Here is a 23,037-nt window from a genome sequence, read left to right as displayed (position 1 = left end):
CCAATGAATAAATACCTAGCTGCATTCCTGTTCCTGTTTTCATTAAAAGTTTCTGCACAAGTTCCCGCTTTATCTTCCGGCGAAATATTCCTGAACCTTAAAAAACTGAATGTGCTGGGTTCGGTGCTTTACATCGCTGCGCATCCGGACGATGAAAATACGCTGATGCTTTCCTATTTATCAAAAGATCAACTGGTCAGAACGGGTTACTTGTCGCTTACGCGCGGTGACGGCGGACAGAATCTGATCGGGTCCGAACAGGGATATAATATTGGTGTGATCCGGACACAGGAATTACTCGGCGCACGCCGGATTGACGGTGCACAGCAGTTTTTTTCAAGAGCATATGATTTCGGTTTTTCCAAAACACGTGACGAAACGCTGAATTTCTGGGATCAGGACAAAGTACTGGGCGACGTAGTGTGGATGATACGGAAATTTCAGCCGGATGTCATTATTACACGCTTTCCGCCAGATCCGCGCGCAGGCCACGGCCATCATCAGACTTCTGCTTATCTTGCCGAAAAAGGTTTCAGCCTTGCCGCCGATCCAAATGCATATCCTGATCAGTTGAAATTTGTAAAAACCTGGCAGCCAAAACGTTTGGTATGGAATACATATACGCCCGGATTTACAAACAAAAAACCTGAAGAGGAAAAAAAGCCTTTTATATCCATTGAAATCGGCGGGTACAATCCGGTTCTTGGCAAATCTTACACTGAAATTGCCGCATTAAGCCGTAGCCAGCATAAAAGTCAGGGGTTCGGAAGTTCAGCTGCACGCGGAGAAAGAATTGATTATTTTCTGCACAAAGCGGGTGATCCGGCAAAAACAAGCTTGTTTGACGGCGTTGACATTTCCTGGAAAAGAATTAAAAACAGCACCAAAGTACAGGCGCTGATCAATGAATCCATTAAAAGTTTCTCGGTCAATAATCCCTCTGCTTCTATTAATAATCTTCTGAAAATCAATGCAGAACTGAACCGGCTTGATTCTGCTGACATGTATGTAAAGGCAAAGAAGGAAGAAGTCAAAGACCTGATCCTGCAATGTGCCGGACTTTGGTTCGAGACCAACCCAAATGATTTTTCGGGCGTTGCCGGCGATTCAGTAAATATCCGGATTTCAGTTATCAAGCGTACCGATTTTCCGGTCAAACTTGCGTCAGTCGCATGGACGGGCGCAAACAAAGACAGTCTTGTCAATATTTCTTTGGAAAACAATGATTTTAATGCCATTTCAAAAAAAGTCCTGCTTCCTGAAAACCTGAAAATTACACAGCCGTACTGGCTTGAAAAACCCATCAGCCGCGGCTTGTTCCAGATTGACAAACAGCAGGATATCGGTTTTCCTGAAAACAGGCCCGAAACGTTCACACGTTATAATTTTGAAATCGGAGGTCAGACTTTTACGGTTGCAAGGCCATGGATTTACAAATTCACTGATCCTGCGGAAGGGGAAATTTATCAGCCGTTTGAAATCAGGCCGCCGGTTACGACAACCATTACAGAACCGGTTTTTATTTTTCCGTCTGCCGAATCCAAAACGGTTACGGTTCTGGTTCAGGCGCAGCGCAACGGTATGGAAGGAATTGTGAAACCGGAACTTCCCGAAGGCTGGAAATCCGAACCGGCATCACAAAAATTCAGCATTGCCGATAAATATCACGACCAGTATTTTTCATTCCGTATTACGCCGCCTGCCATTAATCAGGAAGTTGTTTTCCGGGCAACGGCAACTGTAAACGGGAAAATTTATGACAAATCCCTGAAAACAATTGCATACCGGCACATTCCGACCCAGACTATTTTTCCTTCTTCGGAGGCCAAACTGGCGCGCATTGATGTAAAAACAACAGTTAAAAATATCGGCTACATCGCCGGCGCCGGTGACGAAGTCCCGACTGCGCTGCGCCAGATGAATTGTCAGGTTACGATGCTGAATGATGCCGCACTTGCGGGCGATCTGAGTGGTTATGAGGCGATTGTTGTGGGCGTAAGAGCTTACAACACGGAAAACCGGCTTTCCAATTATCAGGAAAAACTGATGGAATATGTCAAAAATGGCGGAACAATGCTTGTACAGTACACCATTCCGAATGACCAGAAAGTAAAACAGATCGGGCCATTTCCGATTACGATGGGACGCGACAGAGTGGCCGAAGAAGATGCTGAAATCCGGTTTTTAATGCCGGAACATCCTTTGATGAATTATCCGAACAAAATTACGCAGCAGGATTTTCAGGGCTGGATTCAGGAACGCGGCTTGTATTTTGCACAGGATTGGGATAAAACCCATTATCAGACATTGTTTTCCAGCAATGATCAGGATGAAACGCCGAAAGAAGGAAGTGTACTTTATGCATCCTATGGAAAAGGGCATTTTATTTACACGGGTTTGTCCTTTTTCCGCGAACTTCCGGCCGGTGTTACGGGCGCTTACCGGCTTTTTGCCAATATGATTTCTATTGGCAAAAAGTAGTAATGGCTCGCTTTACTTAACATTTTTTCTGCGGTTGCGCTGGAAGTCTTCCAGTACAAACCCGCCAAGTCCCTGAAGGTTGCTGTAATAAGCACGTCCATTGTTGACTTGTGTGAAATTCTGTACAAACTGTTTCAGGTACGGATCTGTCGCAATCATGAACGTAGTAACCGGAATATCCAGCCTGCGGCATTGCGCTGCAAGCGTAAGCGTTTTGCTGATGATTTTGCGGTCCAGACCGAAACTGTTTTTGTAATATTTGATTCCTTCTTTCAGGCAAGTCGGCTTTCCATCCGTAATCATGAAAATCTGCTTGTTACGCGTCTTTTTACGGCGGAGAATATCCATGGCCAGTTCCAGACCGGCGACCGTATTGGTGTGATACGGCCCTACTTCCAGATATGGAAGATCTTTCAGCTGGATTTGCCAGGCATCATTACCAAATACGATAATGTCAAGTGAATCTTTCGGGTATTTTGTACGGATCAGTTCCGCCAGAGCAAGCGCCACTTTTTTGGCCGGCGTAATGCGATCCTCGCCGTATAAAATCATGGAATGGCTGATATCGATCATTACGACGGTTGCCGTCGTGGTTTTCTGCTCCCGTTCCACTACTTCCAGGTCATTTTCCATCAGCATAAAATCACCGATTCCATGATTTACCTGCGCATTTTTGATGGATTCTGTCATGGAAATCTGGTCCAGCGTATCTCCGAACTGGAACTGGCGTATGTCGCTGCTCAGTTCGTCGCCCGTACCCATGTGCGGCGTATGGTGGTTTCCACCCGATTTGGATCTTTTCAGTTTACCGAAAATTTCATCCAGCGCACTTTTGCGAATGCTTTTTTCCGATTTCGGTGTCATGACAATGCGGCTTTCACCATCCTGCTTTTCTTCGGTGATGTATCCTTTTTTCTTCAGATCATCAAAAAAGTCACCGATGCCATAAGAATCATTGGTCAGAGTATATTGTCTGTCCAGCTCGCTCAGCCACGACATCGCCTCGCTGACGTCACCGGAAGTCATTAGTAGCAACTGCTGAAAAATATCAAACAGCTGATTAAACTTGCTGTTGGCGCCTTGCTCGGGCGGTGTATATTTCAAAAAACGATGTCCGCGCATATCAATTGAATTCAAAAAGGTTATTAAAAAATACGGCTACTCTCAAATTTAATCGAAAGTAGCCGCATTTTAGTATGTTTGACTGAATTATGCCTCTTCCGTGCAGAACTCTTCAAAAGCCATTTGCAAATGTTGAGCGATCATTTCTGCCGAACGGCCTTCAATATGATGACGTTCTACAAAATGGATCAGTTCACCGTCCTTGAACAGCGCAACGGCTGGTGACGACGGAGGATAAGGCAAAGTATATTCGCGCATTTTTGCAGTTGCTTCCACATCTGCACCGGCAAATACAGTTGCCAGATGATCCGGCTTGATTTCACTGCGCGACAATGCCGCTCTTACGCCCGGACGGGCTGCACCTGCTGCACAGCCACATACTGAATTGATTACAACCAAAGCAGTTCCTTTTGTATTCTGCATGAAGTTATCCACTTCCTCGGCACTTGTCAAATCCTGAAAACCGGCATTCACCAATTCGGCTTTCATCGGAGCCACTAATTGCGGTGGGTACATATTTTTAACGTTTAAAGTTTATAATTAAATTTTTTATAAGATCAGAGGCATTTTCGCCTACATAAATCCAAGTTCAAGCTTGGCTTCCTCGGACATCATTTCCGTGCTGTATGGCGGATCAAAAGTCAGTTCCAGGCTTACGTCGTTTACGCCTTCCACTTCCCTGATTTTCTGTTCCACTTCTCCGGGCAATGTTCCGGCCGACGGACACGAAGGCGATGTCAGCGTCATGGAAACATACACATTGTTTACCGGAAATATTTTCAGATCATATATCAGTCCAAGCTCGTAAACGTCTACGGGAATTTCCGGATCATAAACGGTTTTGATCGCCTTAACTACTTCTTCCTTTAATTCTGATTCCGACATTTTACTAAATTTTAATGCGATGGAGAAAAAACTTTAATCTTAACTTTCCGAATTAACTGTTCTTCCCTGATAGGCAAAACCATAGGCTTTCATTTGTTTCAGCATGGACAGCAATCCGTTGGATCTCGTCTGCGCAAGATGCTGGTGCAAACCTATTTTTTCCATAAAATACAGATTCGCACTGGCAATTTCTTCCGGCGTATGCCCTGACAAAACTTTCACCAGCATACTTACCAGACCGCGAACGATAATGGCATCGCTGTCCGCTTCAAACTTCAAAAGATCGCCATCCATATAAGCATTCAGCCAAACTTTTGACTGACAGCCTTTTATTATATTTTCCTCAGTCTTGTACTGTTCCTGAAGCGGTGGAAACTGCTTGCCGAGATCGATGATGTACTCGTATTTGCTTTCCCAATCATCAAACAATTCAAAATCTGAAATTAGTTCGTCCTGTGTCTCGTTTATAGTCATTGTCTGAAAAATATTTTATGCCGTTGCCGAACGCGTTTCCACCCATGTAATAATGGATTCGGCCATATTTAATCCTGAAACTGCTATATCTGCAGCCGGGTTTCCGTCGTAACTCATGGAAAGATGCAAAGTATCATAAGCGGCAACAAAAGTGTAAAGCAGCTTTTTATCCATTGTGCTTAACCGTTCCTTGTACCAGTCCACATCCTTTCTGCCTCTTCTTTTTTTACCGAACAAACCGTCCAGCGCAACAAGCACGCCGGTATAGGCCGCATGTCCGGCCAGTTTTACATAGTTGGTATCTTTATAGAAACCATCTTCTTTCTTTCCTTTTTCGCTTAAAATTTCCTTTGCATTGTTCAAATAGCGCCGGGCTTCTTCTACTGTGTTGCTCATTAATGTGTATATAGTTGTTTAGTTGAAATTCAGTTTTTTACCCGAGCATTTTCTTCACTTTATGCAAGCCCTGAATCAAACGGTCAATTTCAGCTGTCGTATTATAAACAGCAAACGAGGCCCGAGTGGTTCCTGTAATATTGAATCGTCGCATCAAAGGCTGCGTGCAGTGATGTCCCGTCCGGACGGCGATTCCCTGCTGATCGAGCAGCACGCCGGTATCCTGATGATGAATGCCATCAATCACAAACGAAAGCACACTTACTTTCTCTTTTGCCTTTCCGATAATTTTCAACCCTTCTATTTCCATTACGGCTTGTGTCGCATATTCCAGCAGGCTGTTTTCGTATGCGGCAATATTCGGTTTTCCCAGAGTGTCCACATAATCCAGTGCATATTTGGCTGCAATGACATCTGCAATATTGGGCGTTCCGGCTTCAAACTTGTATGGAAGTTCGTTATAAGTGGTTTTTTCAAAAGTAACTTCCTTGATCATTTCTCCGCCGCCACGGTACGGAGGCATGGCATTCAGCAATTCTTTTTTGCCAAACAAAATACCCATACCTGTCGGGCCGTAGATTTTGTGCAGCGAAAGCGAATAAAAATCACAATCCAGATCCTGAACATCAATCGAAAGATGCGAACTGGCCTGCGCGCCGTCAAGTAGCACCTTGGCACCCACTTCATGCGCTTTGCGGATAATTTCCTTTACGGGATTAATCGTTCCCAGGGAATTGGAAACATGCACAACAGACACAAATTTGGTCCGTTCTGTCAGAAGCGCCTCGTATTCGTCCATCAGCAACTCTCCGTCGTCATTGATCGGGATTACTTTCAGAATGCATCCTTTTTCCTCACAGAGCATTTGCCACGGAACGATATTGGAATGATGCTCCATGGCGGAAATAATCACTTCGTCGCCTTCTTTCAGAAACTTGCGCCCGTAAGTCTGCGCCACAAGATTGATCCCGTCGGTAGTTCCGTAAGTAAAAATAATTTCTTCAAAAGAAGGTGCATTCAGAAATTGCTGCAGGCGCTTTCTGGAATCCTCGAATGCGGCAGTTGCTTTTTCGGCCAGCTGATGAATCCCGCGGTGAATATTGGCATTGTAGTGTTCGTAATATCCTGAAATGGCATCCAGAACTACTTTTGGCTTCTGAGTAGTGGCTGCGTTATCAAAATACACGAGCTGTTTACCGTTTACAATTTCCTCCAGAATCGGAAAGTCATTCCGGATTGCGGTTATATCAAGATTATTGCTCATTTGAATTCTGTTTTAGAAAAAAACCCAACCCGGAAAAATCAAAGGTTGGGTTACAATAAAAACCTTCCGGCACGCATTCGCCGGCATATATTATTTTGACGCCAGTTTTTCTGCAATTACACCTTCCAGATATTCCCGGATTGAGTCAATTCTGATTTGAGAAATCACATCCGCGCAAAAGGCAAACATTAAAAGCGCCATGGCTTCCGACTGGGAAATTCCGCGTGAACGCATGTAAAACAATGCTTCTTCGTCGATCTGGCCGGTTGTGGTTCCGTGTGAACATTTTACATCGTCCGCAAATATTTCAAGCTGCGGTTTCGTGTTCATGGTTGCGTCTGTGGAGAGCACGATATTTTTACAGGACTGAAAAGCATTGGTTTTCTGTGCATCCGGACGAACAAAAATCTTTCCGTTAAAAACGCCTTTCGACCGGTCTCTCAGAATTCCTTTATACAATTCATTGCTTTCAGAGTTAGGCTTTCTGTGATCTGCAACCGTATGGTTATCCACATGCTGCGTTCCGTCCGGGAAGTACAAACCGTACATATGCGCTTCGCAGCGTTCTCCGTCCAGAATGATGTTCAGGTTATTGCGGGTAAAACGGCCGTTCAGTGTAACCGTTCCGGAATAAAACTGCGAACGGTCCAGCATTTTCACCTTCGTAGTTCCGATATGATAAGCGTTTTCACTTTCATTCTGAACCTTGTAATATTCAACGCCTGCATCTTCACTGACAAAAATTTCCGTCACCGTATTCGTAAATGAACGTTCGTTTCCAAGTGTTCTGTAAGCTTCCGCTACTTTCACATGTGCATTTCGGCCTACTGCAATAATGTTCCGCGGCTGGCTTCCGACATTCTGAATTCTTGCATCACTGATGAAGCGAAGAATAACCGGATGCTCCACAGTCTGGTTATCAGGAATATGGATAAATACGCCGTCGTGTGCAAAAGCGGTATTCAATGCCGTAAATGCATCCTTTTCGTCTTCTACCAGCTCATTGAAATAAGTATTGACAAGAACAGGATCCTTTTTGTAAGCTTCCTGTAAAGAATCGATAATGATCTGACTGGCGGCAGATACCAGTACGGAAAGATCCGCGTTGTAATGCCCGTTTATGAAATACAGGATATTGGCTTCCTGCGAAGGAATTCTGAGGTCTTCCAGATCGGCCGTCGTAATGGAACTGCCCGCATTGAAGTTGTACAAAACGCTGGTCAGGTCTTTTACATTGCTGTATTTCCATTCTTCGTTTCTGGTGGTCGGGAAACCCAACTGATCGAACTCGGCCAGAGCAGCGCGCTTTTTCTGATGAAATGCGGAAGAAGCTTCGCCGTTCATTACCGATTCACGGGCGTAAAAGTCGGTAACCAGCCTTGTCTTTAAATCTATTGTTTCGTTACTCATTGAGGTAATAATATTTAGTATCAGGAAACCTGTTCACAAAAACCGGTAACATGATTTCTTAACCAACAGCTTCCACTTCGGCCTTGATCCAGTCGTAACCTTTTTCTTCCAGCTCAAACGCCAGTTCCTTTGTTCCCGATTTTACAATTCTTCCTTTGTAAAGAACATGTACATAATCCGGCACAATGTAATCCAGCAGACGCTGATAGTGCGTTACAACGATGGCGGAGCGGTCCGGAGAACGAAGTGAATTCACGCCTTCCGCCACAATCCGAAGCGCATCAATGTCCAGTCCGGAATCGGTTTCATCCAGAATGGCGAGCTTCGGTTCCAGAACCGCCATCTGGAAAATTTCATTTCTTTTTTTCTCTCCGCCTGAAAAACCTTCGTTCAGCGCACGTTTGAGAAGCGAATCGTTCATGCTCACCAGCTTAGCCTTTTCACGGACCATTTTCAGGAACTGTGCAGCATCCAGCGGGCTTTCCCCTTTATATTTACGGATTTCGTTTACGGCCGTTTTCAGAAAATTGATTGTTGTAACACCCGGAATTTCCACAGGATACTGGAATGCAAGAAAAATTCCTTCTGCGGCCCTTTCTTCAGGAGCCATATCCAGAATTTCTTTTCCGTCAAAAACCACCGTTCCTCCTGTTACCTCATATTCCTCTCTTCCCGCAAGAACCGAAGCCAATGTGCTTTTTCCTGAACCGTTGGGGCCCATAATGGCGTGCACTTCACCCGGCTTGATTTCCAGGTTGATGCCTTTTAATATTTCCTTACCTTCTATAGAGGCACGTAATTCATTAATAGAGAGCATAATTAATTTATACTTAAGATATAGTTCGTGGTAATTTACCGCAAAAGTAACACGCTTTGAGCGTAAAAGAAAATGAGCCGTTAAGCCCGGAGCCTATTGCCATCTATATCTTACAACCGATTTGCAGTGCTTGTTGTTCCCGGTTAAAGCATATTTATATAAGTGATTTATACGGGGTTGTACATGCAACCGGACGCTTTCTGCTTATTAAAATATAAAGCATTTACTTTGTAGCCAGGCGACTTACTCCATCTCATTATGCTTACCGATAAATCAACAAACCCAACCATACATGTTTCGTCCGAAACCGGCACTTTGAAAAGGCTTCTAATTCACAGTCCCGACGGCGGCCTCGGGAAAGTAGTGCCCAGCAAGGCTCAGGACTGGCTTTTTGAGGACATTGTGCATCTGGATACCATGCGCAGGAAAGAATACGATTACTATGTCAAAATCCTCCTTTCATTTCTTGATCCCGGAAAAATCAAGGGCAAACTCGCGCAGATTGATCAGGATGCATCGCGTTCCTTTTACATTCCGGGGTCCGAAAATTACTTTAATTCCGACTATGTCATTGATATACAGAAATTACTGGCCGAAATCCTGGAAAATGAAAGTGTAAGGACCAAATTAACGGCTGCAATCTGCGGCATTGAACGGTGTTCGTACCGCGTGCAGGAAGAACTGAACGGATACGATGCGGACGAACTTGCAAAAATATTTATTTCAGGCGCCTATTCCGGTGAAAAAATGCTTTTTGCGCCATTGCCAAACCTGATTTTCATGCGGGATATCGGCATTGTGATCAACAATCATCTTCTGCTCAACAAACCGGCCAAAAATGCGCGTACGCGCGAATCCATTTTGGCTCAGTTTGTCTTTTTTTACCATCCGATGTTTGCGCATATCAGGGAAAATATCATTGAAATTCCTGAAAACGAACACCATTTTCTGTTGCCGGATGAGGAAAAGGCAAGCGATTATCACCGCTGTACGCTGGAAGGCGGAGATGTCATGATGGTTTCACCCGATCATTTGCTCATCGGATGCAGCGAACGGACTTCGGTTTATGCTGCACAGCAAGTCATGAAACTGTTGTTTCAAAAAGATGTTGTAAAAAAAATCACGATCGTGAAAATTCCTAAAAAAAGGGATTACATGCATATCGATACGATTTTTACACAAGTTAAAAAGAATGTCTGGGTGCTGCTGGGTTCGCTTGCAAGGCTTGGCGACGAGGCAAGAAAGAAAGACGTGCTGCATTTTTTCGGTCCGGAAAACACGAACAAGGAACTGCGGATTCTTCAGTTTGTAAAAGGTCAGGAACAAACGCCGATTGAAATAGAAAACCTGGAAGATCTGCTTTCCAGTATCAGTACGGAAGACCTGGGCTCAACGGAAAAAGTGCGTTTTATTTATTCCGGCAACAATGAATTTCCTTACGGCGAACGCGAACAATGGACGGATTCCTGCAACCTGCTTGCCCTGAAAGACGGCGTTGTCATTGGCTACGACCGGAATGATAAAACACTGGAAGCATTCCGCAAAGAAGGGTTCCGGATCATCAGTGCGGAAAATCTTCTGAACGAATTTGAAAATGACCGCTTGTCGCCCGATTCACTGACCGACACTTTTATTACGCTTGCTTCTGCCGAACTTTCCCGGGCAAGAGGCGGCTCGCATTGCATGAGCATGCCGGTTCTGCGGGAATTATAATATTGCAATCGCAATAATTCAGTTGTAAATTGCCATATAACTTTAACTCCTTGCCATGCGCGTAATCACTTCATCTGTCCAGAACCAGCCTCAGTCAACTTCCCGAATGATGATGATCAGGCCGGCGCAGTTTGGCTTTAATCCGGAGACTGCCGACAGCAACGGGTTTCAGCACAAACCATCGGAAAATACTACTTCCAATACGGCTGATGATGAATTTGAACTGATGATCAAACAGCTCCGGATTGCCGGTATCGAGCTTCACGTTTTTGACGACAAGGATGATGCTTACCGTCCGGATGCCGTTTTTTCCAACAACTGGGTTTCTTTTCATCAAAGCGGGAAAGTAGTCCTTTATCCGATGATGGCGGAAAACCGCCGGACGGAACGCAGAATGGACATTATTGATAAACTGGGCAATGATTTCAAGATGGAAGAAATCATTGATCTGACTCATTTTGAAGCGGAAGGAAAATATCTGGAAGGAACCGGAAGTATGGTGCTGGACCGGCGTTATAAAATTGCATATGCCTGTATTTCACCACGCACGCATCCGGAAGTCCTCAGCGCCTTCGCAGAAGCAATGGGTTACGAAATTGTTTCCTTTTCTGCATCCGATGAAAATGACCTGCCGGTTTACCATACCAATGTACTGATGTGCATCGGCGATATTTTTGCGGTCATTTGCCTCGAAGCTATTAAAGATCCGGACGAAAGGCAGCTTGTACGGGCTGCGCTGGAAGAGACCAAAAAATTCATCATTGAAATTTCACTGGAACAAGTCCGTCACTTTGCAGGCAATATGCTGTTTGTAAAAAACAATCGATCCGACAAATTTCTGGTTATGTCCACGCAGGCTTATCATTCTCTTACCAAAAAACAGAAAGAAATACTGAGCGAATATGGTCGGCTGCTGCATACCGATTTATCCTATATTGAAGAAAACGGAGGCGGTTCTGCGCGGTGCATGCTGACAGAAATTCACCTTCCTTTGAAATAGCATTTGCATTCGCCTATCAAACAAAAATGCTCCGGGCAGGATATGCCGGAGCATTTTTGTTTTACAAGTAGCTTGTTAATCTTTTAGATCCGCCTTGGCTCTTGCAATTTTTTCTTTGGTTTCCGCTTTGAAAGCATCCCATTTTTCAGCAGTTTCTGCCTGTGTATTTTCCAGAGAAGCCTTTAGTTCAGCTTTTTCTTCGTTCATTTCTTTTTTGCGTTCCTGCCATTTTGCTTTTTCCTTGTCAGTCGCTTTTTCCATCTTGGCATCGGCATCTTCTATTTTTTTGTCGAGCTTGCTGATTGCTTCGTTAATGTCGGCTTTCAGGGATTCCTTGTCTTCTTTTACTTTTGCTTCAAAATCGTTGCCCGCGTCTTTGATGTCCGCATTTGCTTCGGAAACGTTTTCGTCCATGTCATTTTTGGCTTCTTCCACGGTTTCCTCGGCGGAATCTTTGGTCTTTTCCGAGCAACTGTTCAGTGTCAGCATTCCGGATGCAAGTATTGCAGCCACCATTAGGTTGATTCTTTTCATAGCAGGTAATAGTTATTGTTATTTGGTATAGATGATTTGTTGTTTCCGGTACAAAAATCTTACCAGACCATTATACGTCACGACACTTTTCATTTGTAGAAAATTATGCTCAAAGAATTAAAAATGTTTTTGACATGCATTTATGAAACCAAACTGGCAAACCAACTCGTTATGGATTTTTCCTGTTCCCTTTTTCCTTGATTTTCTGATTTGAAATTATTGATTCCTGTTTTTTATTATGATGCTTAAATTTTACGTTCCTGCCCTTTTTACAGTCTGTTTAAATGTTTTTTGTCCCGAATCAGCAGCTGCGCAAAGTAGTGATACGCTGCAAACGCAAAACCTGAACGAGGTGACGGTCAATGCATTTGAAACTAAGACAAACCTTTTGTCCACAACGGCAACGGTCGGACTGATCTCGTCCAGATCGCTGGAAAGATTTTCACCCGTTACATGGGCCAATGCGGTGAATGCCATTCCGGGTGTAAGAATGGAAGAACGTTCGCCGGGCAGTTACCGCTTTTCCGTTCGCGGAAGCCTGATCCGCTCGCCTTTCGGGGTCAGGAATGTCAAGTTTTACTGGAACGGCATTCCTTTTACGGATGCAAGCGGCAATACGCCTCTGAATTCACTGGATTACAACGCGGTACAGCGGATGGAAATCATCAAAGGTCCGGGAAGCAGCCTGTACGGAGCGGGAACTGGCGGAGTCGTACTCATGCAAAGCCATCCGGACAATGAAGCCATGAACCGTTTTGAACAAAGCGTCAGTTTCGGCAAGTATGGTTTCCAGAATCGTAATTCCACGATGCAGATCGGCGATATTTCCATTCAGTACGGGCATAGCGAACAGGACGGATACCGCAATCACAGCGCGATGGCGCGCGATGCAATACGGCTTACTTCTTCTTCCCGAATCGGGGAAAAAGGAACTTTGTCCTTGCTCGGCATGTATTCCGACCTTTATTACCAAACGCCCGGCGGCATTACGCTGGCCCAATATCAGACTAATCCAAAGCTGGCCAGACAGCCTACTGCAACGCTTCCGGGTAGCGAAGCCCAGCAAGCCGCCATTTATACCAAACTTGCCTTGCTCGGCGGAAATTACACGTTACAGCTTTCCGACAACTGGACGCAGTCCACTGCACTTTATCTGACTTATACCGACTTTGCCAATCCTTTTATTTCCAATTATGAAAAAAGAGATGAGCAAGGTGTGGGCGGCAGAAATTTCTGGCAGAACCGTTCGCAGATCGGAAATGTGAAAACCAACTGGACAACCGGATTTGAATGGCAGTTCAGCAAATCGGCGCAACGCAATTACGACAATATCGGAGGCACTCCGGACAAACAACAGACCGTTGAAGATATCCGCACAGCAAACCTTTCCGTATTCAGTCAGCTCGAAGCTGTTCTTTTTTCAGACCTCACAGTTAGCGCAGGTTTGAGCTATAACACATCAAGATACAAATACGAACGCTTTTTTGCACTGCCGTATAACAAGGATCAGCGCACGTTTGACGGCATATTCATTCCGCGCTTTGCAGCCAACAAAATCATTGCAAAAAACTGGGCGGTTACCGCTTCGTACAGCGGCGGTTTTTCACCTCCGACCTTGCAGGAAGTTCGTCCTTCGGCCGGCGGGTTCCGCAAAGACCTGGAAGCGGAAAGAGGGATCAACACAGAAGTCGGCATCCGGAAAACAGGAAAATTCATCACCGGAGAAATCAGCCTTTATCATTTCGGGCTTAAAGAAACCATTGTCAGAAGAACCAACGAAGGCGGAGCCGAGTATTTTATCAATGCAGGAAAAACCAGGCAGAAAGGAATGGAATGGACACTGGCTTATGATATTCTTTCGGGCTATCAGAATCCTTTGTCGCTGCGGCTTTGGAATACTGGAACTTACACGCGTTATACTTTCGAAAACTTTCAGCAGGCAGAAGTGGACCTCAGCGGAAAACTCATTCCGGGCATTCCAAGATTTTCACAAAGTACCGGTCTGGATGCGTTGTTCAAATTCGGGATTTCAGCATTTGTTACGTATCAAAGCGGAAGTTCATTTTACCTGAACGATGCCAATACGGTTAAAAATACGCCTTACAACCAATGGATTGCACGCGTAAGCTGGAAAAAAAGCTGGGGACAACACCTTTACAGCGAATTGTCCGCCTCGGCCGAAAAAGTGCATGCCGGCATTTACAGCCTTGGCTACGACCTGAATGCGTTCGGAAACCGTTATTACAATGCGGCTCCAAAAGATAACATCTGGGCAGGTGTGAAGATCGGCTGGGAATGGCAGAAAAATTCAAGATAAATGCATTTATACATTCATATACCGTTTTGCAGACAGGCTTGTCATTATTGTGATTTTCATTTCAGTACCAATACTTCGGGAAAGCAGGCGATGACTGAAGCGATTGTTTCCGAAATGGAATTGCAGAAGCATTATTTAGCTGACCCGTATGTGGAAACGATTTATTTTGGCGGAGGTACGCCGTCTTTGCTGACGGAACCACAGCTGAACAGCATACTGAATGCCGTTTATAAAAACTTTACCGTTGCTCCTGATGCGGAAATCACGCTGGAAGCAAACCCGGACGATCTGGATCAGGAAAAAACAGAACAGCTTAAAAGAGCCGGCATAAATCGATTGAGCATCGGCATACAGTCTTTTCATGAGCCGCATCTGCAATTTCTGAATCGCGTACATTCGGCTTCCGAGGCTGGAGAATGTGTCCGGATTGCGCAGGATTCAGGGATTACGAATATTTCCATTGACCTGATTTATGCCATTCCAGCTTCGGATCACAGTATTTTACTGGAAGACATCCGGAAAGCTTCCGACCTGGATGTTACGCACATTTCGGCGTACTGCCTGACGATTGAACCGCAGACGATTTTTGGAAACTGGCTTAAAAAGAACAAGATAAAACCGATTGATGAAGAATTTGCGGCGAGGCAGTTTGAGATACTTGTAAGTTCACTGGCAGAAAATGGCTACGAACAATACGAAATTTCCAACTTTGCACGCATTCAGCAATACAGCCGGCATAACAGTTCTTACTGGAAGCAGCGTCCGTATCTCGGCATTGGCCCGAGTGCGCATTCCTATAACGGAAGCAGCAGGCAGTACAATATTTCAAACAATGCAAAATATCTGCAGGCCATTCAGAATGAAACCATTCCGGCTACAACAGAAATTCTGACCTCCGCTGACCAGACAAACGAATACATCCTGACCGGGCTTCGTACCAAATGGGGCGTGAAACTGGAAAAGCTGGAATCACTTTCGCAAGGCATTTTTACAGCTCGAAACGGCAAAAGACTGGAAAACATGCTGACCAAAGGCTGGATAAAAAAGAACGACGGCTTTATCCTCTTAACAGAACCGGGAAAACTGTTCGCCGACCGTATTGCCAGCGATCTGTTTATCGATTAGATTTTAAGCAGGACAATAAAAGCAGAAAGGCATCAGTTAATGATGCCTTTCTGCTTTTAAGGATGTCCGGAATAATCAGGAAACCAGTTCTGCATTTAGTGAAATTTCAGCATTAAGCAGCTGGGAAATCGGGCATTCTTTTTCCGCCTTGGCAGCAATTTCCGCAAACTGTTCCTGAGAAATTCCCGGAATCTGTGCTTTCAGGTCGATATGGCTTTTGGTAACCTGCCCTTTTGCAGGATCAAGGCTTACGGTTGCGGTTGCATTCAGTTCATCTGCAGTAAATCCCGCAGCATTCAGTTCGAAGCTGAGCTTCATGGCAAAACAGCCTGCGTGTGCAGCTGCAACCAGTTCTTCCGGATTTGTTCCTTTACCTTCCGCAAAACGCGTATTGAAGGAATATTGCGTATTTTCCAGTACAGTACTCTGCGTGCTGATTGTTCCGGTACCTTCTTTTCCTGTTCCTTTCCAGACGGCGGTTGCTTTACGATTAATCATGATGTTTGATTTAAAATTGTTACTGTTATAAATGGGAAAAGTAGCATCTATCCTTTAACAACGCAAATTTAATTATCCAGCGAAATGCATTATTTATTTAACTGTATTTGCGGGCAAGGTATTTTACATCCAGCGTTGTCGCAATTATTTTAGTTAATGAAAGTTAATACTCTGTCCGGAATTAAACTTTATTATTGTATTTCGATCTAAAACCAAAATTTAAACAATTATTTATTTAATTAGTACATCTTATGAACAGAAAGCTCATTCCCCTTTTATTGATTTTCCTGGCGCTGTTTCAAGGTTGCCGCGGTCCCGAGGGACCTCAGGGCCCGCAAGGAGAAAGTATAGATGTCGTAGGCACGACTTTTGATCTGGTCAATGTGAATTTCACTGTTGCAAACCAACATCAGTACGGTCTGACGTTTGCAGATGCAAAAGTCAATGTTCTTGAATCGGATGCAGTGCTCGTTTACATTAACTGGGGAGAAACGGATGTAAATGGTGAAAAACTGGTAGCGTACCGTCCTTTGCCGCAAACAGCATTTTTAACCAATGGAATTCTTACATACAACTTTGATCGCACCAGCAAGGATTTTTCCATATTTCTTGACGGAACGGTTAATCTGGCTGCTGTCTCGGCGGATTACACCGCAAACCAGAGTTTCCGGGTTGTGATTGTTCCGGCGGATTTTGCAGCCCGTACAAACGGGGCAGTTAATTACAATGATTACAATTCAGTTGCCAAGTATTTTAATATCAAAGAATCCGAAGTAGTTAAGATAAAAGCCAAATAACCGTTTGAAAAACCATAAAGATCGGTTGTTCATTAAGTTAACAATTAACCATCCGGCAAGCTAACTTGCCGGATCACATAAAAAAATGAAGACGATTACAGCCTTGCTCCTATTGTTCCTGACCGCCGGCCAGCTTGTTTGTGCCCAGAATTTCAGCCAAGAAATTGACAAACACCGCCAGAAGTACAAACAGGAATTTCTGCATTCCGCCAACTCGCCTTTGAAAAAAGCAGACCTTGCCTTTCTTGATTTTTTTGAACCCGATTCCACTTACCGCGTTACGGCCCGTTTTGAAAAAAGCAAAAGCACTGCTTTTGAAATGCCGACTTACAGCGGCGTAAACAAAACTTATGTAAAATACGGCGAGCTGAAATTCAGGCTGAACGGCAGAAGACAGACATTGAGTGTTTACAGAAGCCTGAGCCTGCAGTCGCTGGCAAAATACAAGGACTACCTTTTTATTCCGTTTAAAGATAAAACAAACGGCATGGAAACTTACGGCGGCGGCCGTTATCTGGATTTGAAAACAACGGATCTGAAGGATAATGTCTACACGCTTGACTTCAACAAGGCTTATAATCCATATTGTGCTTACAGTGACGGCTTTAACTGCCCGATCCCGCCAAGTGAAAATCATTTGTCCATTGAAATACTGGCAGGCGAAAAGAAATTCGGTAAAGAACACGAGCAGGCCAAGTTACAGGAAACGGACTCAAAACCTAAAAACCGCCTGAATTAACTTTCTTGAAATGACAAAGAAAAAGCCTGACGTAAAATATCAGGCTTTTTCTTTTTGACTTAAATGAGCCATTAGGCTTTCAACTGTTCCTTCTGCTTTAAAATGCGTTCAAAAACCTTGATGTCGTGTTCTGAATTGAAGATTGTGAACGGCAGATGTATAAACTGACCTTTGGAAATAACCAGAACGTAAGCATCCTTGTCTTTATAACTTTCCAGAATCTGTTCCCATTTGATAACGCTTCCTTCTTTCATGTTCAACTTCATCAGAATCTGACGATTGTCAATTTCGTATTGAAATTTTTCGAACATAGGCTTGTACTGCGCCAGCTGTGTGATGCCTGTAAACTGGATCAGCCAGAACAATACATAAAGTATGGAACCGATAATCGCAGTGATATAAATCCAGAGGTTCGGATAAACACCGGTGAGGTTCAGAACGGCATTGATCAGGATCAATGCAAGCGGAATAAGGCCCCATTTCAGCTGCGTTTTGAAAAAATAACGCATGGCCAGCGTAACGTATTTCTTGGTTGCTAAGGCATACTTCTTCGTTCGAACCGCGGCCGGGTTCGTAGGCATTTGATAGACGGGCTGGTGTTTATTTACCGAAACTTTGGCCATAACTTGATTTAAATTAGCAATTTCCTGTTCTGTTCCGCAACTTTATAGATAAAACATGGATTGCGAAAAAGAAGTGCAAAGTTAGGAAAAAGCCACACACATATCAGAAAGGTGCCGAAATAAAAAGTAGTTAGGAGAATTTCATGTAATTTGTCTTTCTTAACTGCGTTGAATTAGCATCATTCTTTAATCTGCGGTCCGGATTATAGGAACAATTGACAAACACGATAATACAGAACCAAATGAGTTTTCTTTTTCCGTCGTTTTTATGGGGCTTACTGGCTGTGTCTGTTCCGATTGCCATTCACATATTCAATTTCCGGCGAACAAAGCGCATTTACTTTACAAATGTCGCTTTTCTGAAAGCAGTGGATACAAAAACGCGCTCGGTCCGGCAAATCAAGCACTGGCTTGTCATGGCGGCGCGGATTCTGGCCATTGTCTGCCTTGCGCTTGCCTTTGCACAGCCGTTTCTGCCGGCAGCAAACAGCCTGGCCGTAGACAGAAGAGGAATCACGAGTTTGTATCTCGATAATTCTTACAGCATGCAGAACGAGCTGAATACCAAACGGTATCTGGATCTTGCAACAAGCCGGCTGAGCGATTTGCTTGGAATTTTACGAAATGTGACAACGCTTCAGATGGTCACCAATGATTTTTCTTCGCAGGAACAAGGGCTTTATTCTGCCGAGAAATTACGTGACCGGCTTACAACCATCGATTTATCCAATACGCCGAGAACGCTGGAACAGGTTTACAGACGACAGGAAAACCTGATGATCAAGCATCAGAATGCGGGTACCAACCAGCTTTTCTGGTTTTCAGATTTCCAGAAAAGTACTTCCGGCGATTTGTCCGGCCTGAAAATCGATACGGCCAGCAAGCTCTTTCTGGTGCCGATTCAGGCCGTACCCGAAAAAAACGTTTTTGTAGATTCCGCATGGCTGAACACGCCGTTCATACGCGAACTTCAGAATAACATCCTGTTTGTAAAAGTGAGCAATTCGGGAAAACAGGAAGCCAAGAACGTCATCCTGAAACTTACGCTGGACAATACGCAGGCTTCGACCGCTTCGGTAAATGTGCCCGCAAACGGCAATGCAACGGCCAAGTTCAATTTCAACCTGAAAGGAAAAGGCTATAAAAAAGGCCAGATTACCTTTGATGATTTTCCGGTTACTTTCGATAATAATTACTATTTTGTACTCAATGCTTCTCCGCTGATCCGGATTCTGCATATTTACGGGCAGAAATCCAGCGGCAATTACATCGAGAATGTTTATGCCAACGACAGTCTGTTTTCCGTGCAGAGTTACAGCGCACAGAATATAGATCCGGGACTGATTAAAAACTCGGACCTTGTTATTCTGGAAGGCGTGGATCAGCTTTCGGGCACATTGCCGCAGGATCTGACCGATTTTGTACGTAACAAAGGCGGCAGCATTGCCGTTGTTCCTCCGGTAATACCTGTTGCCGAAAATTACAGCCGATTTCTGAGTGGTCTGGACATAAGCGGACTGAGCACAACCGGAACGACCAGTCCGGCTCCGATTGCACTGGCACCGCCGGACAGGAACAATCCGTTTTTCAGCGACGTTTTTGAAGAGTCGGTACGGCAGGAAATCAACCTTAACCTTCCGACAGTTGCTTCCGTCTGGAACTGGTCGGGAGCAGGACAACTGCTGCTTTCGTTACGCAACGGGCAGCCGTATCTGAATCAGGCCACATCGGGAACCGGGAAAGTCTATCTTTTTTCTGCGCCTTTCAATCCTGAAAACGGCAATATTGCGCAGCATGCGATTTTTGTTCCTGTCATGTATAAAATTGCCGCTTCCAGCGTACGCGCACAAAGAACTTCTTTCACCTTTGATGAAAACCCGATCGCGCTGAACCTCAACAACCCGGAAGCCAATGCAGTCTACAAATTGCGCCGGAACAAAGCTGAAATCATTCCCGTTCAGCGCATGACCGGAAATCAGTTATTGCTTGAAATCCCGCAGGGCGATCAGCTCAGCGAAGGTCTGGACGCAGGCTATTTTGAACTGGTCAGAAATGACAAAACGGAACAAATCATTGCGCTGAACCATAACCATGCAGAATCCCGGCTTCAGTATTACTCACCGGATGAACTGCGTTCCATTTTCGTGGGGCAGAAGAATGTAGCTGTTTTTGACAAAATTGATGACGACGCTTTTTCCACGGCTTTTCAGCAGCAGAACATGGGCACCAATCTCTGGAAATACTTTTTATACGGCGCGTTGTTCTTTCTGATGATTGAAGTCGCATTGATCCGGTGGATGAAATAAGCCGGACGGGAATTGCAGCCGTTGCAATTTATTAAAAGATCGCGGCAGGGTTTTATGTTAGCGGTTTTTACACCAATTTTGCAAGACATTACCGATTATTTTAAATGCTTTCATCCCGAATAGGAATTCTTGGCGGCGGACAACTTGGATTGATGCTGCTGCAGGCGGCCATAGACTGGAATCTGGAAATACACGTTCTGGACCCGGATGCCGAAGCCCCCTGCAAAAAAATCGCACCTCATTTTCATCACGGATCATTACAGGATTACGATACGGTTTATAATTTCGGAAAAGAGCTGGATGTAATCACCATTGAAATTGAAAAAGTCAATGTGGATGCGCTGGAAGCACTGGAAAAGGAAGGAAAAAAGATCTATCCGCAGCCTGCCGTCATCCGGAAAATACAGGACAAACGCATTCAGAAGCAGTTTTACATTGAGAATGATCTTCCTACCGCCGAATTTATACTGACCGAAAACCGGAACGATACGGCCCGTCATGCATCCTTTCTGCCTGCTTTTCACAAGCTGGGAAAAGACGGTTATGACGGACGCGGAGTGCAGCGGATTGCCTCAGAAAACGATTTTGACAAAGCATTTGACCAGCCTGGACTGCTTGAAAAGGCGGTTCCGTTCCAGAAAGAACTGGCGGTGATTGTTGCCAGAAATCCTTCCGGAGAAGTGGTTACTTTCCCGACTGTGGAAATGGTTTTTCATCCGGAACACAATTTAGTCGAATACCTTTTTGCCCCCGCTGAAATTGACCCTGAAATTGACCGGAAAGCACAGGAAACAGCCCGGCAAACAGCAGAAGCATTTCAGATTGTCGGGTTACTTGCGGTGGAACTTTTCCTGACTGCCGAAGGCGAAATCCTGATCAATGAAGTGGCGCCGCGCCCGCATAACAGCGGCCATCATACGATCCGCGCCAATGCAACCTCGCAATATGAACAGCACTGGCGCGCCATTCTGAACCTGCCGCTTGGAAGCACGCATGCATACGGCCCGTCGGCAATGGTCAATTTGCTGGGCGAAGAAGGTTTTCAGGGGTCAGCGGTTTACGAAGGTATGGAAACACTGCTGGCAACCGAACAGGTTTTCCCGTTTTTATACTGGAAATTCGTTACCAAGCCATTCCGTAAAATGGGGCATATCACCATTATGGATACGGACATCCGTGCATTAAAAGAGAAAGTGGAATTTGTTAAAAGGAATATAAAAGTCATCAGTAAAGAATCGCACTAAAGAAACGAACATTTGAAATGGTTGGAATAATTATGGGAAGCCTTTCCGACAGGAAAGTAATGCAGGAAGCCGCTGACGCACTGAACGAACTGGGAATTGCATACGAAATGGAAATCGTTTCTGCGCACCGCACACCCGAACGCATGCTGGAATATGCAGTTTCTGCCCGCAGCCGCGGATTAAAGGTAATTGTTGCCGGGGCCGGCGGCGCGGCGCATTTGCCCGGCATGGTTGCGTCACTTACATCGCTTCCGGTTATCGGTGTTCCCGTTTTATCCAGCAATTCCATTGACGGCTGGGATTCGGTACTTTCCATTCTTCAGATGCCTTCCGGCGTTCCGGTTGCAACCGTTGCGCTCAACGGAGCAAGAAATGCAGGCATTCTGGCTGCCCAGATTATCGGTGCAGGCGATGCAGCCGTTGCGGAACGACTGGATCTTTTCAAAAACAACCTGAAACAGAAAGTTGCCGACATGAACGAGCAATTGAAAATGAACTTGTAAAACAACAAGTCTTAAGTAATTTCGTAGATATTAAAAAACACCACATTAAAGAATCTCAACTCAGCTATGGAAGATGAATTCCCCAAGAAAAGAAACATTCGCCCGACCGAGAAATCGAATCTGCCCGTTGTAACGCTGCTTGTATTAGTTCTTCTGGTATTGGCAATGCTTTATGTGGGTTATGAATACATTTCTGACAGTTCCACCAACTCGGAAGAACTGACGTCTATTGTTGTGGATTCCAGTGTGGGCCAGAATGCCGAAGAGCCGGTTCTGGACGAGCCCGCAGACGAGGATGAAGCTGTTGCTGAAACCGGCAGGAAGGCAGAGGAAGAAGAACCTGAAAAACCGGCAAAAAAGGAAACGCCTGCTATTTCAGCATCGTCGCTTGGCGGGCAACAAATAACGCATGCAGTAAAAAGCGGCGAAACCTATTCCAGCATCGCAGCGCGATATAACCTGAAAACAGAAACGTTAAAAGGACTCAATTCTTCCGTTCCGGATATCAAGGCCGGTGTAACCAAACTGAAAGTTCAGGTAAAAGCCGTGCATACGGTTGGTCCGGGCGATATATTAAGGGTTGTCGCCAATGAATACAATGTCAGCAAGGGAGCCATTATGAAAGCCAACGGCAAGACAAGGGATATTTCGGAACGTGGCGAAAAACTGATTATTCCGTTTCCTGAAAAGAAATAAAAAAAGTTTATTGTCTAATAACAAAAAATCCCGAAGCGCGATGCTCCGGGATTTTTGTTATTATCAAAATCTGAACTGATTCAAGTAGTTGCT

Annotated in this window: 22 protein-coding genes; 11 read left to right on the top strand and 11 right to left on the bottom strand. The window is 44.8% G+C overall.

Annotated features, from left to right (window positions below; genetic code table 11):
• The first annotated feature begins 3 nt into the window (after nucleotides 1-3).
• Entirely contained in the window at nucleotides 4-2,481 is a 2,478-nt protein-coding gene (locus FEM55_RS10960) for a PIG-L family deacetylase (protein WP_138281361.1), read from the top strand.
• A gap of 12 nt (nucleotides 2,482-2,493) precedes the next feature.
• On the opposite strand, the gene FEM55_RS10955 is transcribed toward FEM55_RS10960, so the two are convergent.
• From FEM55_RS10955 to sufC, 8 genes are all read right to left on the bottom strand, one after another.
• Nucleotides 2,494-3,603, bottom strand: coding sequence for a vWA domain-containing protein (locus tag FEM55_RS10955; RefSeq protein ID WP_138281677.1), 1,110 nt, complete (start codon nucleotides 3,601-3,603; stop codon nucleotides 2,494-2,496).
• Nucleotides 3,604-3,690: 87 nt separating this feature from the next.
• Nucleotides 3,691-4,119, bottom strand: a complete 429-nt coding sequence (locus FEM55_RS10950; protein ID WP_138281360.1) for a BrxA/BrxB family bacilliredoxin — start codon at nucleotides 4,117-4,119, stop codon at nucleotides 3,691-3,693.
• 57 nt (nucleotides 4,120-4,176) lie between these two features.
• A complete protein-coding gene (locus tag FEM55_RS10945) occupies nucleotides 4,177-4,488 on the bottom strand; it encodes an SUF system Fe-S cluster assembly protein (RefSeq protein ID WP_138281359.1) in 312 nt (103 codons plus the stop codon).
• A 39-nt stretch (nucleotides 4,489-4,527) separates the two neighbouring features.
• On the bottom strand, nucleotides 4,528-4,962 hold the full coding sequence (locus FEM55_RS10940; protein WP_138281358.1) for a SufE family protein: 435 nt from the start codon (nucleotides 4,960-4,962) through the stop codon (nucleotides 4,528-4,530).
• Between the two features lie 15 nt (nucleotides 4,963-4,977).
• Nucleotides 4,978-5,358, bottom strand: coding sequence for a DUF5618 family protein (locus FEM55_RS10935; protein WP_138281357.1), 381 nt, complete (start codon nucleotides 5,356-5,358; stop codon nucleotides 4,978-4,980).
• A 37-nt stretch (nucleotides 5,359-5,395) separates the two neighbouring features.
• Nucleotides 5,396-6,622 carry a cysteine desulfurase gene (locus FEM55_RS10930; RefSeq protein ID WP_138281356.1) on the bottom strand — a complete coding sequence of 409 codons (1,227 nt, stop codon included), beginning with the start codon at nucleotides 6,620-6,622 and terminating at the stop codon, nucleotides 5,396-5,398.
• Between the two features lie 90 nt (nucleotides 6,623-6,712).
• Complete coding sequence (sufD, locus tag FEM55_RS10925) at nucleotides 6,713-8,032, bottom strand: Fe-S cluster assembly protein SufD (RefSeq protein ID WP_138281355.1); 1,320 nt, start codon at nucleotides 8,030-8,032, stop codon at nucleotides 6,713-6,715.
• 58 nt (nucleotides 8,033-8,090) lie between these two features.
• Nucleotides 8,091-8,849: a Fe-S cluster assembly ATPase SufC gene (sufC, locus tag FEM55_RS10920; RefSeq protein WP_138281354.1), complete on the bottom strand. Its 759-nt coding sequence runs from the start codon at nucleotides 8,847-8,849 to the stop codon at nucleotides 8,091-8,093.
• Nucleotides 8,850-9,107: 258 nt separating this feature from the next.
• On the opposite strand from sufC, the gene FEM55_RS10915 reads away from it, so the two are divergent.
• Nucleotides 9,108-10,562, top strand: coding sequence for an arginine deiminase family protein (locus tag FEM55_RS10915; protein ID WP_138281353.1), 1,455 nt, complete (start codon nucleotides 9,108-9,110; stop codon nucleotides 10,560-10,562).
• Between the two features lie 55 nt (nucleotides 10,563-10,617).
• Nucleotides 10,618-11,562, top strand: coding sequence for a citrulline utilization hydrolase CtlX (gene ctlX, locus FEM55_RS10910; RefSeq protein WP_138281352.1), 945 nt, complete (start codon nucleotides 10,618-10,620; stop codon nucleotides 11,560-11,562).
• Nucleotides 11,563-11,637: 75 nt separating this feature from the next.
• Here ctlX and FEM55_RS10905 read toward each other — a convergent pair whose 3' ends face one another.
• Nucleotides 11,638-12,096, bottom strand: coding sequence for a hypothetical protein (locus FEM55_RS10905; protein ID WP_138281351.1), 459 nt, complete (start codon nucleotides 12,094-12,096; stop codon nucleotides 11,638-11,640).
• A gap of 238 nt (nucleotides 12,097-12,334) precedes the next feature.
• On the opposite strand from FEM55_RS10905, the gene FEM55_RS10900 reads away from it, so the two are divergent.
• On the top strand, nucleotides 12,335-14,413 hold the full coding sequence (locus tag FEM55_RS10900; protein ID WP_229209197.1) for a TonB-dependent receptor: 2,079 nt from the start codon (nucleotides 12,335-12,337) through the stop codon (nucleotides 14,411-14,413).
• Nucleotides 14,414-15,538: a radical SAM family heme chaperone HemW gene (hemW, locus tag FEM55_RS10895; protein ID WP_138281350.1), complete on the top strand. Its 1,125-nt coding sequence runs from the start codon at nucleotides 14,414-14,416 to the stop codon at nucleotides 15,536-15,538. It abuts the gene before it with no gap.
• Between the two features lie 75 nt (nucleotides 15,539-15,613).
• Here the strand turns inward: hemW and FEM55_RS10890 are convergent, their stop codons facing one another.
• Nucleotides 15,614-16,036, bottom strand: a complete 423-nt coding sequence (locus tag FEM55_RS10890; RefSeq protein ID WP_138281349.1) for an OsmC family protein — start codon at nucleotides 16,034-16,036, stop codon at nucleotides 15,614-15,616.
• Nucleotides 16,037-16,287: 251 nt separating this feature from the next.
• Here FEM55_RS10890 and FEM55_RS10885 point away from each other — a divergent pair, with 251 nt between their 5' ends.
• Together FEM55_RS10885 and FEM55_RS10880 are read left to right on the top strand one after the other, a co-directional pair.
• Nucleotides 16,288-16,833, top strand: coding sequence for a hypothetical protein (locus tag FEM55_RS10885; protein ID WP_138281348.1), 546 nt, complete (start codon nucleotides 16,288-16,290; stop codon nucleotides 16,831-16,833).
• Nucleotides 16,834-16,918: 85 nt separating this feature from the next.
• A complete protein-coding gene (locus tag FEM55_RS10880; protein WP_138281347.1) occupies nucleotides 16,919-17,572 on the top strand; it encodes a DUF1684 domain-containing protein in 654 nt (217 codons plus the stop codon).
• A 71-nt stretch (nucleotides 17,573-17,643) separates the two neighbouring features.
• On the opposite strand, the gene FEM55_RS10875 is transcribed toward FEM55_RS10880, so the two are convergent.
• Nucleotides 17,644-18,153, bottom strand: a complete 510-nt coding sequence (locus FEM55_RS10875) for a YcxB family protein (RefSeq protein WP_229209196.1) — start codon at nucleotides 18,151-18,153, stop codon at nucleotides 17,644-17,646.
• Between the two features lie 284 nt (nucleotides 18,154-18,437).
• Between FEM55_RS10875 and FEM55_RS10870 the strand changes: the two genes are divergently transcribed.
• The 4 genes from FEM55_RS10870 (at nucleotide 18,438) to FEM55_RS10855 (ending at nucleotide 22,944) form a co-directional block, all read left to right on the top strand.
• The gene (locus FEM55_RS10870; protein WP_138281345.1) at nucleotides 18,438-20,501 is read left to right on the top strand and encodes a BatA domain-containing protein; all 2,064 of its coding nucleotides are present in this window, start codon (nucleotides 18,438-18,440) and stop codon (nucleotides 20,499-20,501) included.
• Nucleotides 20,502-20,605: 104 nt separating this feature from the next.
• Complete coding sequence (locus FEM55_RS10865; protein ID WP_138281344.1) at nucleotides 20,606-21,745, top strand: 5-(carboxyamino)imidazole ribonucleotide synthase; 1,140 nt, start codon at nucleotides 20,606-20,608, stop codon at nucleotides 21,743-21,745.
• 17 nt (nucleotides 21,746-21,762) lie between these two features.
• Nucleotides 21,763-22,248 carry a 5-(carboxyamino)imidazole ribonucleotide mutase gene (gene purE / locus FEM55_RS10860; RefSeq protein ID WP_138281343.1) on the top strand — a complete coding sequence of 162 codons (486 nt, stop codon included), beginning with the start codon at nucleotides 21,763-21,765 and terminating at the stop codon, nucleotides 22,246-22,248.
• A gap of 66 nt (nucleotides 22,249-22,314) precedes the next feature.
• On the top strand, nucleotides 22,315-22,944 hold the full coding sequence (locus tag FEM55_RS10855) for a LysM peptidoglycan-binding domain-containing protein (protein WP_138281342.1): 630 nt from the start codon (nucleotides 22,315-22,317) through the stop codon (nucleotides 22,942-22,944).
• The last annotated feature ends 93 nt before the right edge of the window (nucleotides 22,945-23,037 follow it).

Source organism: Dyadobacter sediminis (assembly GCF_005860765.1).
In the GTDB taxonomy this organism is placed as follows: domain Bacteria; phylum Bacteroidota; class Bacteroidia; order Cytophagales; family Spirosomataceae; genus Dyadobacter; species Dyadobacter sediminis.
The sequence above is the reverse complement of the archived record's forward strand: the minus strand, read 5'-3'. Positions and strand labels throughout refer to the sequence as shown.

Excerpts from the sequence above, each read along its gene's own strand:
- FEM55_RS10900 (WP_229209197.1), top strand. The coding sequence starts at position 12,335 with ATGATGCTTAAATTTTACGTTCCTGCCCTTTTTACAGTCTGTTTAAAT.
- FEM55_RS10865 (WP_138281344.1), top strand. The coding sequence starts at position 20,606 with ATGCTTTCATCCCGAATAGGAATTCTTGGCGGCGGACAACTTGGATTG.
- FEM55_RS10855 (WP_138281342.1), top strand. The coding sequence starts at position 22,315 with ATGGAAGATGAATTCCCCAAGAAAAGAAACATTCGCCCGACCGAGAAA.
- FEM55_RS10905 (WP_138281351.1), bottom strand. The coding sequence starts at position 12,096 with ATGAAAAGAATCAACCTAATGGTGGCTGCAATACTTGCATCCGGAATG.
- FEM55_RS10870 (WP_138281345.1), top strand. The coding sequence starts at position 18,438 with ATGAGTTTTCTTTTTCCGTCGTTTTTATGGGGCTTACTGGCTGTGTCT.
- FEM55_RS10930 (WP_138281356.1), bottom strand. The coding sequence starts at position 6,622 with ATGAGCAATAATCTTGATATAACCGCAATCCGGAATGACTTTCCGATT.
- FEM55_RS10950 (WP_138281360.1), bottom strand. The coding sequence starts at position 4,119 with ATGTACCCACCGCAATTAGTGGCTCCGATGAAAGCCGAATTGGTGAAT.
- purE (WP_138281343.1), top strand. The coding sequence starts at position 21,763 with ATGGTTGGAATAATTATGGGAAGCCTTTCCGACAGGAAAGTAATGCAG.
- FEM55_RS10890 (WP_138281349.1), bottom strand. The coding sequence starts at position 16,036 with ATGATTAATCGTAAAGCAACCGCCGTCTGGAAAGGAACAGGAAAAGAA.
- sufD (WP_138281355.1), bottom strand. The coding sequence starts at position 8,032 with ATGAGTAACGAAACAATAGATTTAAAGACAAGGCTGGTTACCGACTTT.
- FEM55_RS10885 (WP_138281348.1), top strand. The coding sequence starts at position 16,288 with ATGAACAGAAAGCTCATTCCCCTTTTATTGATTTTCCTGGCGCTGTTT.
- FEM55_RS10935 (WP_138281357.1), bottom strand. The coding sequence starts at position 5,358 with ATGAGCAACACAGTAGAAGAAGCCCGGCGCTATTTGAACAATGCAAAG.
- FEM55_RS10915 (WP_138281353.1), top strand. The coding sequence starts at position 9,108 with ATGCTTACCGATAAATCAACAAACCCAACCATACATGTTTCGTCCGAA.
- hemW (WP_138281350.1), top strand. The coding sequence starts at position 14,414 with ATGCATTTATACATTCATATACCGTTTTGCAGACAGGCTTGTCATTAT.
- sufC (WP_138281354.1), bottom strand. The coding sequence starts at position 8,849 with ATGCTCTCTATTAATGAATTACGTGCCTCTATAGAAGGTAAGGAAATA.
- FEM55_RS10955 (WP_138281677.1), bottom strand. The coding sequence starts at position 3,603 with ATGCGCGGACATCGTTTTTTGAAATATACACCGCCCGAGCAAGGCGCC.
- FEM55_RS10960 (WP_138281361.1), top strand. The coding sequence starts at position 4 with ATGAATAAATACCTAGCTGCATTCCTGTTCCTGTTTTCATTAAAAGTT.
- FEM55_RS10880 (WP_138281347.1), top strand. The coding sequence starts at position 16,919 with ATGAAGACGATTACAGCCTTGCTCCTATTGTTCCTGACCGCCGGCCAG.
- FEM55_RS10945 (WP_138281359.1), bottom strand. The coding sequence starts at position 4,488 with ATGTCGGAATCAGAATTAAAGGAAGAAGTAGTTAAGGCGATCAAAACC.
- FEM55_RS10940 (WP_138281358.1), bottom strand. The coding sequence starts at position 4,962 with ATGACTATAAACGAGACACAGGACGAACTAATTTCAGATTTTGAATTG.
- FEM55_RS10875 (WP_229209196.1), bottom strand. The coding sequence starts at position 18,153 with ATGCCTACGAACCCGGCCGCGGTTCGAACGAAGAAGTATGCCTTAGCA.
- ctlX (WP_138281352.1), top strand. The coding sequence starts at position 10,618 with ATGCGCGTAATCACTTCATCTGTCCAGAACCAGCCTCAGTCAACTTCC.